The organism is Tateyamaria pelophila (assembly GCF_019966495.1).
GTDB classification, from domain to species: Bacteria; Pseudomonadota; Alphaproteobacteria; order Rhodobacterales; family Rhodobacteraceae; genus Tateyamaria; species Tateyamaria pelophila.
The window spans coordinates 57546-73243 of the sequence record NZ_JAIMIA010000004.1; the positions used below are offsets into that span (position 1 = coordinate 57546).

Genomic DNA, 15698 nt, shown 5'->3' on the forward strand with positions numbered 1-15698 from the left:
GATTGTTTCGGGTCATATATCCGCATAATCGCTACGCTGGTTTTAAGGAAAGCAAAATCCCCTATGGCGACATCTGCGCACAAACAGGAAACCGCCATCGCTCCGGTCAAGCTGGTGGGCGAGGGTGTTTCGGTCTGGGGCATGACGTCCGCAGAGCGGCTGCGCCGGATGTTTGCCCGTCTGAAGGTGACGGATGTCTCCGCGTGGGACGGGGCCACACCCGCCGCCGAAGCCTGTTATGTGGTCAGCGCCGATCACGCCTATGCCCAAGTGCTGTTGGCGGATTTGTCCAGAACGGTGGGCACGGTGCTGACTTCCAATGGCCGCCCCGTCGCCGCATATGTATCGGAGGACAGGGCCGCTAACATCGCGCAGGATATTGCCGACGGACAGCTGTCGCGCGCCGCCGATCTGACATCGTGCGAACCGGACCAGCTCAGCTCTGCTTATGACGAAACCCTGCGCAAGCGCGAAGTGCCTTATGTCATGGCGCTGACCCCCGAGACCGTGCGCGCGGTTGAACAGCGCACGTTCGATGGGTCGTACAAAGGTGTGACGGATTTTGTCACGCTTTATTGCTGGCCCAAACCCGCCATCGCGGTCGTGCGGTGGTGTGCGACTGCGCGGATCACGCCCAACATGGTCACGACACTCAGTCTGGTGCTGGTGCTGGCGGCGATGTGGCTGTTCTGGAACGGGTTTTTCATCACGGGGATAATCGCCGCATGGTTGATGACCTTCCTCGATACGGTCGATGGCAAGCTGGCGCGGGTCACCGTGACATCAACAAAATTCGGAAATGTCTTCGATCATGGGATCGATCTGGTGCACCCCCCGTTCTGGTACTGGGCGTGGGTCGTGGGTGTGGCCGCGACGGTGGACAACCCGCCGGATCTGACCACCGCCTTTTGGGTTACCGTGGTCGGCTATGTGGTGCAGCGACTTCAGGAAGGGATCTTCATCAAGGCTTTCAACATGGAGATGCACATCTGGCGCCGGTTCGACAGCCTGTACCGCCTGGTCGTGGCCCGGCGCAATCCGAACCTCGCGCTTCTGACGGTCTTTGCACTCTTTGGTTATCCCGCCGAGGGTCTGATCGCGGTTGCGGTCTGGACGGCGGTTTCGCTTGTCGTACACAGCCTGCAGATCGCGCAAGCGCTGCGCGCCCCGCGTCCGCTGCAATCCTGGCTCGATCATTGAAAATCGGTCTGATCAGCAATCCGCTCAGCCGTGCCAACCGCAAGAGCGGTGGGGTTGCCGCACGCGTCGCCCCAAGCGATGATATTTGCGTCGCCCAGCCGCGTGGCCATGATCAGCTTGTTGAAGATCTGATCCGCTTCGCCCGCGACGGTGTGGACGTGATCGCCATCGACGGGGGCGATGGAACGGTGCGCGATATCGTCAGCAATATTGATCAGGCATATGGCGATCACTGGCCCCTGATGGCTCTTCTGCCATCCGGCAAGACCAACGTCATTGCGGGGCAGGTGGGCCACTTCGGTACCGGACAGAAGGGATGGGAACGTTTGCTTGCCGTTCGGAAAACCGGCAAACTGGCCGACATGCAAACCCAATGCGCCGCGATCGAAATCTCATGGCCGGGCCGTGATGATCCGGTCCAGCGCGGCTTCCTGCTGGGCTTTGCGGCTTTTGCGGATGGTGTGCGGATGGCCAATCAATCGATCCATCCGATGGGCATCAACAAGGGGCTTGCCGTTGCCATGGCCATCGGCGGTGTCTTGCGCCGCAGCTTGCTGAGCGGTTCGAAAAACCGCGAAGCGTCGGGCGAAGCAGGTACGGTTCTTGTCGATGGCGCGCAGGTGAACGGCACGCGCCACTTCCTTGTTCTGGCCAGCACGCTGGACCGTCTGACGCTGGGTCTGCAACCGTTCTGGGATCAGGGCAGGGGAGCGATCAACTGGCTCGATATCTCGGCGCCACCCAAGCGCGCCGTTGTTGGCATCGTGTCGATGGCCCTGGGCAAGCGCAAAGCGTGGATGGAAGACAACGGTTATGCCAGCGGCCGCGCTGAAACGATGGAGGTCAAATTTGACCAACCCTTCGTTCTGGACGGTGAGCTTTATGAGCCCCATGGCCATATCCGGGTCGCCGCAACGCAACCTATCGGATTTGTCGGCGAATGAGTGCCGCGCTGCCGGATCTTGTGCGTGCGGGCCTTGAGCGCCCTGTACCGGATGAAGCGCGCGCCTTGGCAAATGAACTTGCTTCGGAGAGTGGGACGGCGGTGGTGGCCGTGCTGTTTTATGGCTCATGCCTGCGCAATCAGACGGTCGAAGGGGTGCTGGATTTCTATATTCTTGTGGACACATACAGCAACTACCACGCAAGCTGGATCGGTGCCGCTGCCAACGCGATTTTGCCGCCCACCGTGCGTTACCGACACGGAGAAGAAGCCCGCGCCAAGATCGCCGTGATCTCGGCCACTGCCTTCGCGCGCAAGATGCTCCCGGACAGCAATGACACGACAATGTGGGCGCGGTTCTGCCAACCCGCCGCGCTGCTCTATGCGCGCGACGGGCAGGCCGCCGCTACAACGGTTGAGGCCGTTGCAGATGCCGTGGCGACCGGAGCGGTGTGGGCGCAACGCCTCGGGCCATCGGGCGGGACGTCCGCCGATCTGTGGACGGCATTGTTTCAAAACACATACGGGGCCGAGTTGCGTGTCGAAGATGGCGGGGATCGAGGCCAGACGATCTATCATCAGGCCGAACACTATTTTGACGCGATGCTGGCGCCCGCCCTTGCACATGCGACGGCCAGGCAAGGCAGCAGCGGGTGGCCAGACGCGCAGGGCAAAACGGCGCGGCAGTACATGTGTATGTGGCGACGCAAAAGCATTTATGGAAAAGTGCTGAACATCTCGCGGTTGGTCAAAGCAGCGTTCACCTTCGATCAGAAGGTCGAGTATATCCAGTGGAAGGTCGAGCGCCATACCGGCAAACCACTGCACCTGACGGATTTCCAGAAGCGACACCCGCTGATTGCTGCACCCGGTGTTTTGTGGCGGCTGTGGCGGCAGGGTGCCGTGCGTTAGCGTTTGCCCAAATCGGGGCGCAAACGCATCGCATAGCCATCAAAAAAAATCCTCCGCGTTTGGATTGATTATCCAAAGCCGCGGAGGATTTTGTTGTTTCAGGTGATATTTTCAGGCGTTAGCCAAAGCTTGCAATACGCTCGGGTTCGATCACGCCGAACGCAAGACCGATCTTGGTAAAGAGGGCAATGGCCTGATCGATTTGCTCATGCGAATGCGCGGCACTCACACTGCTGCGCAACAGGCACATGTTTGCCGGCGTGGCCGGTGGCAACGCAAGGTTGACATAGAGACCTTCATTCAGCAGCGCGTTCCAGAAGGCGATCGCCATTTCGGGCGATGGCAATTGAACCGCGACGACAGGGCTCGCATCCGGACCAACCGAAAAACCAGCTGCCGCCATGCCGTCGTAAAGACGACGCGCATTGCCCATCAGCTTTTCGCGCAGAAGTTCGCCGTTCTTGACTTTTTCCAGCGAGGTTACGACCGACGCCACGACCGACGAGGGCAGCGACGCCGTGAACATATAGGGGCGGCACGCCACTTTCAGCAGATCAAAGTCGTCGATGTTCGAAACACAGAACCCGCCGATGGCACCGAGGCTTTTGCTGAACGTGCCGACGATAAAGTCGACATCGTCCTCAACGCCACACTCCTCGGCCAATCCGCGACCGTGCTTGCCCAGAACGCCCATCGAGTGGGCTTCGTCCACGATCAGATACGCACCGAATTCCTTGGTCACTTCGACGATCTCTTTCAGCGGGGCCTTGTCGCCCAGCATGCTGAAGATGCCTTCGGTCACCACGATCACGTTGCCGCCCTTGTTCTTGAGGCGGCGCAGACGTGTGCGCAGGTCGTCGGGATCGTTGTGCTTGAACCGCGTCACAGGGGCCGGTGTCAGCTTGCACGCGTCATAGATACAGGCGTGGGAGTCCGCGTCGATTACAAGGTGGTCGTCCCGACCTGCCAATGTTGCGATGATCCCCAGGTTGGCCTGATAGCCAGTGGTGAACATCATTGCATGCTTGCGGCCAAAGAATGCCGCCAGATCACGCTCAAGGCGGGCATGCCAGCCGTAAGAGCCATTGGCGATCCGCGAGCCTGTTGTGCCAGTGCCGTTTTCACGCAACGCCGTCACGGCGGTCTCGACGCTTTGCTTGTCAAAGGTCAGCCCGAGGTAGTTGTTGGTGCCCAGCAATATGGTCTTCTTGCCAGCGACGATCCCCTCGGTCGGCGACAGGATTTTGTCAAAGCGAACGGAGAATGGATCGCTGCCCGCTGACTTAACATCGTCATAGGCGCTGCGCAGATCTTTGAATTTGTCCAGAATACCCATTATGCTTCTACCTCTGTTTGCAAGGACTGAACGACACCCGCCAATTGTGTGACGGTCTCAGTTTCGGCAATACGATCCAGCGGGATCGAAATGTCGAAGTGATCTTCGAGCGCCATCACCAGGTCCATCACAGCCAATGAGTCCAGGCTCAGGTCCCGAACAATGTTTGTTTCGGCTGTGATACCGGCCGCGCCGTTGGTAATCGTCGTAAGTTCGGTGACGATCACCGTCTCGATCTCTGCGTTGTCCATATCGTTTCTGTCCAATGTGCCTGCAGCGTTATCGTCGCAGTTTTTTTATGTGCCCTCCTTATCAAGTGTTAATGGGCCTTTTGAAAAGGTCTGGTGGCGCAAATGGGCGTCACGTTTTCCTACTAAGTATTTCAGAGCCAATGCCGTGACTTGTACCATTTTGCGGTGTCTGAAAATCCGTCTTTCAGCGTGACCTGAGGACGCCAGATTTCGGGCGGGGGTTGGGCGCTGGCCGAGGAACTCCAGTCGCCATGCAGCATTTCACGCACTTTGCCTGCCGTCAGGATCGGAGTTTTTCCGATCAGGCGGGCGCTGATCCCGGAAATATGGCCGCCCGCCCTTAAAATAAAAGGTGGAATGCGTATAACGCTTGGCGATGTTCCGACAGATTGACCTGCAGCCCGAGCGATTTCACCCCATGTGTAACCGTCCCGCACGTCGTCGGTCAGTTCGTAAATCGCGTCGTGATCGCCAGCTTTGGCCATTGCAACAACGGCGCTTGAAACATCGGTTGCATTAATCAGGCATATGCGGGACGAAGGCGCTTTAGGGGCGAAAACCCGTCCCTTGGACGCCATCTGAAACAATGGAAATGTTTCCCGATCCCATCGGCCATAAACTGCCGATGGGCGTAAAACTATGACCGATCCGGTCGCATTTTTGGTCACCGCATCCTCGCCCGCGCGCTTGCTGGCAGCGTAATCTGATAGCTCTGGCGCTCGCGCAGCCATCGATGAAACCACTAGAACAGGAGCTTTGGGGGCGACTTGGGCAGCGGCCCGCGCGAGGTTCGCACTGCCGTTTTCGTTCACGGAAAAGAAATGGTCGCGAGACCTTGCCTTGATCAGACCAGCGCCATGGATAACCACATCAGCGCCCGCACAGAGCCGTTCCAACGCGGATTGATCCGACAGGTCGCCCAGAACAATCTCGGCGTTCAGGTTGGGCACAAGCGGGTGCAGGGGTTCGCTGCGCACCAGCATCCGGATATTCCAGCCCGCCCGGATCAGATCTGCCAGAATGTAACGACCGACAAAGCCGGTTCCGCCTGTCACGACGGCCAGTGGCTTATGCGGCGAGGTCAAGACACTGATCCCGGGGCGTCACGGTGTCTGTGGTGCAGGCAGTTCTGCAATAATACCATCAAGGTATTGCTGGCGGGATTTGGTGCGGCTCAGCTTGCCAGATGAAGTGTGTGGCAAACTGTTATGCGGTACGAGAACGACCTTGGAATGTACACCATGTGAGCCGCTCACGACATTCTCGACTTCAGCACGCAGGGCTTCTCGAGCCGCAGTATCCGTGGCGCGGCATTGGACCAGAAGGACAATTACTTCTTCATTATCCTTCTGAAGCGAGAAGGCAGCCACGTCACCGGTGCGACACGCGCTGACTTCACGTTCCACGGACCATTCCAGATCCTGAGGCCAGATATTGCGACCGTTGATGATGATCAGATCCTTGGCCCGGCCTGTAATCGCAATCTCACCGTCAGACAGATAGCCAAGATCGCCCGTATTCAACCAGCCATCTTCGGCAAGCACAGCGGCGGTTTCTTCGGGCAGGCCATCATAGCCTTGCATCATGCTGGGGCCGCGCAGGAAAAAACAGCCCACGCGCATATCTGGCAGAACATTGCCGTCGCCGTCGCGGACTTGCAATTCGTGTCCCGGCAGCACCTTGCCGCAGCGGACAAAAGAACGCACGCGGGCTGTACTTTCGGTTGCGGGCACCACATGCCCATCTTCTTCCAACCTGTCCAGGTCGACGGTGTCGACCACCAACCCTTTTCCAGGCTCATGAAAGCTGATGGCCACGACGGCCTCGGCCATTCCATAGCTGGGCGAGAACGAGCTGGCGCGGAACCCATATTCGGCAAACGTCCCTGAAAAGCTTTCCAGAACGGACGGGCGTACCATGTCACCGCCAATGCCAGCAGCCCGCCACTTGGACAGGTCAAGGCTTTCGGGTGGTTTCGTGCGTTCGGCGCGACGCACGCACAGTTCATATCCAAAGGTTGGCCCAAAGGACAACGTTCCGCCATGCGTGCTAATCGTGGACAGCCATGTCATGGGGCGTTTGGCGAAATCACGGGTCGGGATGATGTCGATGGACATCTGAGTGACGATCGGCGTCAACAGACAGCCCACCAGTCCCAAGTCATGATAAAACGGCAGCCAGGTGGTGCAGCGGTCTTCGGGCTGGATTGTCATGCCCGACAGCGAGATGGCAGCCGTGTTGGCAATGAACGCGTCGTGCGTCACGGCCACGCCCATCGGCGCGCGTGTGCTGCCCGAAGAGAATTGCAGATAGGCCAGCCCATCCGTGCGCAGGTCTGGCAATATAACCGTGTCCTGCAGCGCGGGCACCTCGGCCACCGTGCCGGTGAACTTCAATCCCAGATCTGCCGTGGCCTCAAGCAGCATGCTCTGCATCTCCGCGGGGCCAAACGCCGCCTTGGCGCGGGCGGCGGCGATCATCCGGCGGGTCTGGTCGACGTAACCGGCACGCCCGCGAAACGCGGCGGGCAGGGGCACGGGCATCGGGATCAGGCTGGCATATTGACAGGCCGCAAACACCCGCAGAAAATCACCGTCGCTTTCGGCGATGATGGCAACACGGTCGCCCGGTTCCAGACCAAGGGCGATCAGTTGTTGTGCCAATTGCAATGATTGCAGCCGCAAATCCCTGTAGGGTAGAACTTCGTTGATTTCGCCGCGCCCGGTAAAGAAGTTGACGCCGGTGTCGCCTTGCGCCGCATAATCCAATGCTTCTGGAAAGGAACGAAAGCCCGCCGCCTTGAAGGGAATACCACGGTCGGTCGGAGTGGGGGTCGCAATCTTGGTCAAGCCGTCGTTTCCTCGTTCGTTCGGTGCGCGGGTGATGCGTGTCGTCACCGCCGTGGCAAAAGAAATAGTGTCGCCGCACTGCGTCGATTCACATCCGCCGCATACACACCAGATGGAGCGGGCCGTGCATACTCACAAGTTGTTGCCAAAGTGAAGTATTAATTGTGCCGCAACGCGGTCTTTGCCCGGTCAGGTGTTGCCCGTTTGTGTCGCGTGTGTCGTTTCAAAAAGCGCCCGCACTGCCTGAACCGCAGCCTCGGTTTCCGGCAGGACCGGCACATTTTGGCCTCGCGCGCCGGGCTTGCCCAGCATCGCGGCACGCCCATCGCGTAAAAGAGCCTGAAAATAGTCGGACGGTGATTTAGGCGGATAGAGCACTCCCTCCCGGATCATGCGCAGGTAGACCCGAGCGATCGCGCTGTCGCCACGGCGCAGTTTTCCGTCCAGACTGCGCATGGCGCTGTCTCGCCATCGATCCTGCGAGGTCAGGGGGAAAATGTGCAACGGGCGCCCGGTCAGGGCCGCCTCCTGGGTCATCGATATACTGTCATTGGTGACGATGAACTGATCGGCCAATTTCAGAAAAGCGGCATAGGGGTTGTCAGCGTCCTTGTGCCAGACGTGAAAGAACGACGGTGCGGTGATGGATTGACGTAGTATCTCAGTCACCCTGGCCGGGGTCCGGGGGCTGGTGGCGATCAACAGCGCACCTTGGTTTTGTGCCGCATGCCGATTGCACGCGGCGGCCAATACGTCTGCCGCTTCCGACGGAAAACGCAACGTGGGCGTGTCACCCCCAACCAGCACCGCGGTCCATGGACCGGGAAGATCAGCAAGCTGAGGTGCCCAGGCCGCCGCCGATGCGGTCAGCATGTCCGGAGACATGGCCGTCAGGGGGCCTGACAGTTGCACCACATTGGGGCTGTCCGGCAGGCGGTATTGCGGCGTGGTCAGCACCAGATCGAACGGCGCAAGCGGCGCGCGGGGACGCCCCAGATGAACCAGACGGGCGTTGCATTGCGATTTGATCCATCGGGTCACAGGCACGCTGCGCCATCCGATCGACAAGACCAGATCAGGCCATGGCGGTGCAAACGCGCCTCTGGCCTTTGGGGTCAGATGATTCAAATGGGCGGATCGACCATAAAGCGGCGTCCAGCGTGGCAGCCTCTTTTGCCACTCCAGCGTTTTACTGGCCCAAGGCCATCCCAAACCGTCGGCCAAGGCCTGCACCTGAAGATTGTCGCCGGTTCGATGCCCCTGCAAAACCCACACCTGTGGCAAGGTCCGATCATCGTCCGTATATGATGCGCGATCACTTGTTCTTGCTTTCACGTATCCGGACACCTATGAGCACCGCTGACTGAACCCGGAGCCTAGCGGATTGCGCTGAAACGGGAAAGGCGTTAAAAAAATCCAATTGCTCAGCCATCCATGGCAACAGCTGGCGCAGTGTGAATTCGAAGGAAGGGCAATCCATTGAAAAAGACGGTTTTCATCCATACCAATTCGAAGCAGATGGCTGGGGCGATTGTCGGCAAACACTCGCTCAAGCGGAATTCTGCCAATCCGGACGCCTTTGACGTGCAGATCACGGCGCAGGAAGATTTTCCGGTGTTTGCGGAATTCGAGGGCCGGAAATTCTTGCGGGGGGGCAACTGGCGCACCTGGCAAAACGCCGACCTGCAGTCCTTTACTCCGGTCCGGTTCATGCCCCCCGAAATCATGGGATATGAAGGGCGCGCGATCGTCATCGACCCGGATGTCTTTGCGGTGGGCGATATCAACGAACTCTTCGATCGAGACATGGAAGGCAAAGCCGTTTGTGCGAAGCCGCGCCCCGGTCACAAAGGGCACGCCAACTATGTGGCGTCCAGCGTGATGCTGCTGGATTGCGCGAAACTGGGCCACTGGAACGTCAAAAAGCAGTTCGAAGCGATGTTCGCGGGAGATCTGGACTACGAGGACTGGATCGAATTGCGCAATGAGCCCGAAGGCTCCATCGGGTATCTGGAATCGTTCTGGAACGACTTTGACCGCCTGGAGCCGGACACGAAGCTGATCCACAACACGAAACGGCGCACACAGCCGTGGAAGACCGGCCTGCCGATTGACTTCACAAACCGTCCGAACAAGCTTTTGCGCATGCTCGGCATAAGCGGATACAAGAAGAAAGGCAGCTATCTGAAACATCCCGATCCCCGGCAGGAACAGTTCTTTTTCAGTCTGTTGAAGGAATGCCTTGATGCCGGTGAGATCACGGAAGAGCAAATCAAGGCGGAGATGGCCCATAACCATGTCCGTCACGATGCCTTTGACGTGATGGACCGGGTTCCCGCTGTGGATCTCGTGTTGAACGACGTCCGCAAAGCCGCTTGAGCGCACCCATACGACCAAGACCTGTCGAGCCTTGCCGAAGCTGAGGCCTAGACAAGAAAGAGATGCATTGTGACTGAATCGCTCACACGGTTGGCCCACGCGACGACTGCACAAACGGATACCATACCTGTCGCGGGTGGCGGGTCCGATCTGATTGCACATGACGGTGAAGCGATCCGGTCATTTGTGCTCAGTACAGCCAAAAACGGCCATGTGACACAGTGCATTGCCGTGGCTGACCTGATCGGTCTCGAAATCGAAGACGTGATTCAGGAACCCGGCGTGAACAAGGCCTTGCCGGACTGGCGTCGCGAGCTGGAAAAAACCCGCTGGCTCTTACCCGCGTTGCGGATCGCGTGGCGTTTTCGCAAGGGTAAGTTCATCATTCTGGCCAGCGGACGTTCGGTTCTGCCGGCATGCCGGTTGATCAAGAAACTGCGCGGCGATAACGTGTTCATCCTGTTTATCGGATCCCCCAAAAAGTGGACCACAAGGTGCACGGACGTCATGCTGCGGTCGAAACACGAGCGGGAAGAGGATCGTGACGAAGAAAATCGCTATCCCTGGAACCCGAAACAGATCTGGGTTGATGCCCCGATCTGCAGGCCCTTGCCCGTTTCTGCCTCCAAGGAGAACGGGGTCGCGGTTTTGCTGGGTGGGCTGAACATCACCTATGGCGACGAAGTTGCGGACTACGAGGCCTTCCTCGATCATCTCGACGCTTTGGTGCAATCCTTTTCCATCAGCATCGTCTTTTCACGGCGGACCAAACCAGAGGTCGAGCAGGCGTTTCATAAGCGGTTTGCAAACACGAGCGCCAAACTGGTGGATGCGGCGGACCGACAGGGATTTCTGGACGCATGCGCGGGGGCGGGAGCTTTTGTCGTGACACCGGATTCGATCACAATGGTTGCCGAAGCCTGTGCGACGGGCAAACCCGTCTATACTGTCAAGCTTCCGGTGAAACGCGAAGGCACCAGAAATCACCGATTTATCGAAACCACCCTTAAAAAAGGGTATGCCCAGCCATTCGAAGGTGAGATCAACTTCGAGCGCCGCACCGTGGATCGGGACGATATCGAAGCGGCGCGGCGCGTCATGATCGACTGTATCGACGCATGGAAGCGCGATCCGTCGACACTTTCATCATGAAATCTTGGAGCTTTCTATTCGACGCTGTTCGCGACGCGATCATGAAATTTGCTTGGTGGAAGAAGGAACAAAGACCCCTCATTTTCATAATTGGGTTCAACAAGACGGCCACTCGATCCATTCACCAGTTGTTTGCCGGAAATGGGTACGCATCGGTGCATTGGGATGACGGAAAACTGGCATTGCGGATGCTGCGCAACATGTTGTCCGGCAAGAAAATTCTGACCGGTTACGATCGACGGTACCAAGTCTATTCCGATATGATTTTTGCCAATCACAGCATAAACATTGAGGCGAACAGTTTTTTCAAGATCCTGGACCGTGATTACCCGGGAAGCTTCTTCATTTACAACAAACGCAATTTGGAAGACTGGCTACGAAGCAGAGCATCACAATCACAGAAATTGGGCGAGAATTCATTTATCAAAAGACAAATGAGCCTGAATAACACATCCGAACCTGATGTCGTTTTTGAAGTCTGGAAAACACAGAGGCTCCGCCTCGAGGCAGATGTCAGGTCTTATTTCAAAGGGGCCACAAATTTTGTTGAGATCGACATAAATAATGACAATGTCCCCGGAATGATAAGTGATCTGTTACAGGTGGAACTTGATGGGTCCCACTGGGGCCATATTGGCAAGAAGAAATATCCTGCTTCGCCGCAGGTCTGACAGTAAGGGTAATTCGTCGAGCGTCACGAAAACCAGCCATGTAATTTGAAAGTGACATTACAAATCATTCCCGGTGAGATATGTAGCTGACAAAGAGCACCAAGCGTGAGGAAGTCCGGTTTTGGCAAGTTTTTCGGTCGTGGCGATTGTGAAAGAGGACGAAGAAATTGTTCGTCATTTCTGCGAGCAGTATGAACGCCTTGGCGCGCAGCATATTTTCGTTTTCTTTGACGGTGCCGTCGATCACTTTTCCAAAACGGGCATTTTCGCGCCTGATGGCCCGGTGTCACTGATCCCCTGTACACCGGAGTTTTGGCAAGACCATGGCAGCACAAGGCCCGGTCGACTGCGAGATCGGCAATACGCAGTTTATCAGATGGCTTACAAGACTTGCGAAAGTGACTGGCTTCTTGTGTGCGATGCAGACGAGTTCATCATTTCCGACGAACCTTTGGGGCAGTGGTTAGAGGCTGTTCCGAAAGAGATTGAATCCGTCAACTTTCCAACGGCAGAGGCCGTCTGGGGGCCGGGCGAAGATATTGATACTGCTTTCGGGACAACCTTGTTTCGGCTGCCCTTCACTGATGTTTCGGAATGGAAGCGCAAGAGATTTTGGCTTTATGGGCTAATTGGGCGATACATGGCCGAAGGGCTCGCCAGCCATTCACACGGCAAGAGCATTACGCGCACGGGCATTGACGATATCTGTGTCGGTACGCACGAAGCTGAACGGGACGGCAAGGAAATCTCGACCCTGGCGTCAAAAGTCGGGGGGCGATCGATGGTTTATCTGGCGCACTACGACGCCATCAGCTTTAGACGTTGGAAAGTGAAGTTTGAACGCCGCGCGCCGAAGTTCAAGGAAGATGGCGGCACGGGGAGCAAAAAGCGCAAACGTCAGGCGCGGCTTGCCAATGTCGCAGGTCGGCTTGGGAACAAACCAATCAGGATGGTGTTTCGGCGGCTTTATTGCCTCAGCAAGCGCCAGAAAAAGGTGCTGGAGCAGAACGGATTGATACTCAATAAAGACATCTTTGGCTGATTATACAGCCAGTGTCCCGAGACGATGCACGCAGACCTATTCGGCGCTTGCAACGAAAGGTGCTGATCCACCCACGATAGATGCAACCTTTCCTCCAGCCAGTTGATACACCCGATCCGCAATATCGACAAATGCGGGCCTGTGGGTGATCGCGATGACCGTCACCTGACCGCCGAGGGTGCTGATATTCTCGACGATTTCCTTCTCTGATGAGGGGTCGAGCGCACTTGTGACCTCGTCCAGGATCAGGATGCTGGGCTTGCACACCAAAGCCCGTGCAAGGGCGATCCTTTGACGCTGCCCGCCTGAAATCATGGCCCCTTTTTCACCAACTTCGGTGTGGATCCCCAAGGGCATCGTGTCGACAAATTCGCGTGCACCCGCGAGGGACAGAGCGCGCAAAGCGTCCTCTTCGCTGATCTCTGCGTTGCCCAGCGCGATATTGGAATAGATGGTGTCATGAAACAGGATCGGTTCCTGCGGCACATAGCCCACCATCGACCGCCATTGGCGCAGCGAAAAGTCCTGCAAGGGCCGACCATCAATCAGCACCTGACCGGAATCCGGCGCATAAAAGCCCAGCAGAATATCGGTGATCGTTGTTTTTCCCGAGCCGGAAGGCCCGGTCAGCACGGTCGTCGCATTCTTCTTGAATTCAAGGGTCAGCCCCTGAAGAACAGGACTGCGCGGATGGGCGAAATGCACATCGACGAAACTGCATTCCCGCTCGAAAGAAGGAGCCTCTGTCGATGGATCGGGCTCTTTTTCGCTGTCGGCTTCGGCAATCTGATCCAGCAGGGTGAAATATGCGCTCTCTGAGATCGCGGCCTTTTGGTACTCATTTTGCATCTTGTTGAAGGTTTTAACCAATTGGGTCAGCACCAGACCCATCACGGCCAGCTCTGCTGGGGGAAAACCCCAGTAGACGATGGCCAGTGTAATGCCGACGCCCAGAACAATCGCGGCCAGTGTCTCGTTCGAGGCCTTGAGCGACTCTTTGGCGACGACCTGCTTGCGCAAGGCGCTGCGCAGTTTCGCGATGTTCCCACTCATGAGGCGCTCAAAATCGGCTTGGCGTGCCATGGCCTTGAGCGGTTTGATATTGTTCAGCGTGTCGCTCAGATAGGAAATGAAATTGCGGGCGTGCTTGGTTTGTTTCATACCCGCGCGCCGGGCGCTTCTGATCATGAAGCCGAGCGACATCGCCACCGTCGCGCCCACGGCCAGGGCGATCAGGGCGGCCTCCCAGGAAATGAAGATGGCAACCACCGTATAAACAACGGCCTGAATCGTATACACCATCATGTTCGCAGCGGCGAGATAGGCGGTCCCGGCACGGGTCGCTTCACCGCTCAAGGCGTTTGTAATCCTGCCAATCGGCTGTGTCGTAAAATAGCCCCAACGCACTACAAGAAGCGCGTTGACCAGATCACGGCGGATGTTGGTGGTGATGTCGGCAACCGTATAGCCCACATAGGTCATGGCCGTCAGCGTGAGCACGTTCTTGAGAATGACCGTCGAAACCACGAACGCCACAAGCGTTGCAATGGTGGCTTCGATCCCGAAATAGCCCAGCCATTCTGTGACTTTCGTCACACTCGAGCTTTGCTCGCCACCCGCATCGCCGAGCGCCATGGAAATGGTCGGCAAGAGGCTGGCCAGTCCGATACCTTGCGCGATCCCGCTCAGGAACAGGCACAGCAGCACGACGATCGGTCTTGTCCCGCCTGCCTTAAAAAATATTGTCAGAACGCTACGCAGCGGATCTATCCCTAACTGACTTCTTCGCGCCCCTTATGACAATGGATGCGAGCAATCTAAAGGCCATTTTGCGCACAGGTTGCTATGTCCACACGTCATATTTGACGTACACTTCGGCAAAATCGTGCCGAGCCGAATATTTGGGCGCACGCATGGATCACGGGTCACTGGCGCGCGGAACGTGACAGTCCACGAGGCGTTTGATCACCCTCCATAGAGGCCAGCGGTGCGGGCCCTGAGTTTGACGAGGGCAAGAACAGTGTCGATCGTGGGCGTCGGGGTCTGCGTCACGCGGCCCAGTTCCTGAACCGAGCTGACCAGCGCATCGATTTCCATCGGCCGTCCAGCGTCAAGATCTTGCAACATCGATGTGCGGTGCGCGCCCACGGATGCGCCGCCGTCAATGCGCCGCTCCACGTCGATGGGGAACTTCACACCCAGCTTTTCGGCAATCATCTGAGCCTCGATCATCATGTTGCGCGCTACGTCGCGCGTGCCGGGATCGGTGCACAGCACTTCCAGAGTTGCGTCGGTCAGGGCAGAGATGGGGTTGAACGACAGGTTCCCCCACAGTTTGACCCAGATGTCGTCGCGCAATTTGGGGCGCACAGGTGCCTTGAGCCCTGCGGCAATCAAAGCCTGCGACAACGCTACCGCACGGTCGGACCGACTGCCGTCCGGCTCGCCCAGAAGAAACCGATTGCCGGAGATGTGCCGGATGGTGCCCGGCTCGGGAACGTCAGCCGCCGGATAGACCACGCAGCCCAATACCCGGTCAGGGCCAAACCCGTCCCACTGCGCATTGCCGGGGTCGACCGATGTCAGACGCGTGCCTTCCAGATCGCCGCCGATCTTGTGGAAATACCACCACGGCAACCCGTTCACACCACTGACGATCGTCGTGTGATCACCGATCAAGGGCTGCATGGCCCCCACGACAGACGGAACAGAATGGGCCTTGAGGGTCACGATCACATAGTCCTGCGGCCCCAGATCGGCCGGATTGTCGCTGGCGGTGACCGAAACCGTCACCGGATCGGCACCGTCTTCGATCAGGGTCAGCCCTTTGGCGTTCATCGCCGCCAAATGCGGTCCGCGCGCCACAAGGCTCACATCCGCGCCGGCCTGCGCCAGTTTCACGCCCATGTAACCACCGATGGCGCCCGCGCCGAAAATACAGATTTTCATAGTGTTTCCTTACG

Annotated in this window: 14 protein-coding genes; 7 read left to right on the top strand and 7 right to left on the bottom strand. The window is 57.7% G+C overall.

The features are described 5' to 3' along the window. Nucleotides 1-63 precede the first annotated feature (63 nt). The 3 genes from LC354_RS02525 to LC354_RS02535 are packed head-to-tail and all read left to right on the top strand — an operon-like array spanning nt 64 to nt 3055. Nucleotides 64-1200, top strand: a complete 1137-nt coding sequence (locus tag LC354_RS02525) for a CDP-alcohol phosphatidyltransferase family protein (RefSeq protein WP_223421262.1) — start codon at nt 64-66, stop codon at nt 1198-1200. Beyond that, nucleotides 1197-2144 carry a diacylglycerol kinase family protein gene (locus LC354_RS02530; protein WP_223421263.1) on the top strand — a complete coding sequence of 316 codons (948 nt, stop codon included), beginning with the start codon at nt 1197-1199 and terminating at the stop codon, nt 2142-2144. The genes LC354_RS02525 and LC354_RS02530 overlap by 4 nt, the downstream gene beginning before the upstream one ends. Next, complete coding sequence (locus tag LC354_RS02535) at nt 2141-3055, top strand: hypothetical protein (protein WP_223421264.1); 915 nt, start codon at nt 2141-2143, stop codon at nt 3053-3055. The genes LC354_RS02530 and LC354_RS02535 overlap by 4 nt, the downstream gene beginning before the upstream one ends. A 118-nt stretch (nt 3056-3173) precedes the next feature. Here the strand turns inward: LC354_RS02535 and spt are convergent, their stop codons facing one another. The 5 genes from spt to LC354_RS02560 all read right to left on the bottom strand — a co-directional run bounded on the left by spt (nt 3174) and on the right by LC354_RS02560 (nt 8826). Then, the gene (gene spt / locus LC354_RS02540) at nt 3174-4391 is read right to left on the bottom strand and encodes a serine palmitoyltransferase (RefSeq protein ID WP_223421265.1); all 1218 of its coding nucleotides are present in this window, start codon (nt 4389-4391) and stop codon (nt 3174-3176) included. Further along, nucleotides 4391-4642, bottom strand: coding sequence for an acyl carrier protein (locus tag LC354_RS02545; protein ID WP_223421266.1), 252 nt, complete (start codon nt 4640-4642; stop codon nt 4391-4393). The genes spt and LC354_RS02545 overlap by 1 nt, the downstream gene beginning before the upstream one ends. Nucleotides 4643-4773: 131 nt before the next feature. Beyond that, nucleotides 4774-5727 carry an NAD-dependent epimerase/dehydratase family protein gene (locus tag LC354_RS02550; RefSeq protein ID WP_223421267.1) on the bottom strand — a complete coding sequence of 318 codons (954 nt, stop codon included), beginning with the start codon at nt 5725-5727 and terminating at the stop codon, nt 4774-4776. Nucleotides 5728-5745: 18 nt separating this feature from the next. Then, nucleotides 5746-7491 (bottom strand): fatty acyl-AMP ligase, encoded by a 1746-nt coding sequence (locus tag LC354_RS02555; RefSeq protein ID WP_223421268.1) that lies wholly within the window; start codon nt 7489-7491, stop codon nt 5746-5748. 189 nt (nt 7492-7680) lie between these two features. Next, on the bottom strand, nt 7681-8826 hold the full coding sequence (locus LC354_RS02560) for a mitochondrial fission ELM1 family protein (protein ID WP_223421269.1): 1146 nt from the start codon (nt 8824-8826) through the stop codon (nt 7681-7683). 144 nt (nt 8827-8970) lie between these two features. Between LC354_RS02560 and LC354_RS28235 the strand changes: the two genes are divergently transcribed. From LC354_RS28235 to LC354_RS02580, 4 genes are all read left to right on the top strand, one after another. Then, the gene (locus LC354_RS28235) at nt 8971-9870 is read left to right on the top strand and encodes a glycosyltransferase family protein (RefSeq protein ID WP_223421270.1); all 900 of its coding nucleotides are present in this window, start codon (nt 8971-8973) and stop codon (nt 9868-9870) included. 69 nt (nt 9871-9939) lie between these two features. Further along, complete coding sequence (locus tag LC354_RS02570; protein ID WP_223421271.1) at nt 9940-11022, top strand: ELM1/GtrOC1 family putative glycosyltransferase; 1083 nt, start codon at nt 9940-9942, stop codon at nt 11020-11022. Between the two features lie 41 nt (nt 11023-11063). Beyond that, nucleotides 11064-11693 carry a sulfotransferase gene (locus LC354_RS02575; RefSeq protein ID WP_223421272.1) on the top strand — a complete coding sequence of 210 codons (630 nt, stop codon included), beginning with the start codon at nt 11064-11066 and terminating at the stop codon, nt 11691-11693. A gap of 121 nt (nt 11694-11814) precedes the next feature. Further along, nucleotides 11815-12735: a glycosyltransferase family 2 protein gene (locus LC354_RS02580; protein WP_223421273.1), complete on the top strand. Its 921-nt coding sequence runs from the start codon at nt 11815-11817 to the stop codon at nt 12733-12735. 36 nt (nt 12736-12771) lie between these two features. On the opposite strand, the gene LC354_RS02585 is transcribed toward LC354_RS02580, so the two are convergent. Together LC354_RS02585 and LC354_RS02590 are read right to left on the bottom strand one after the other, a co-directional pair. Then, nucleotides 12772-14442, bottom strand: coding sequence for an ABC transporter ATP-binding protein (locus LC354_RS02585; RefSeq protein WP_223421274.1), 1671 nt, complete (start codon nt 14440-14442; stop codon nt 12772-12774). 258 nt (nt 14443-14700) lie between these two features. Further along, entirely contained in the window at nt 14701-15684 is a 984-nt protein-coding gene (locus tag LC354_RS02590) for a 2-dehydropantoate 2-reductase (protein WP_223421275.1), read from the bottom strand. Nucleotides 15685-15698: the final 14 nt, after the last annotated feature.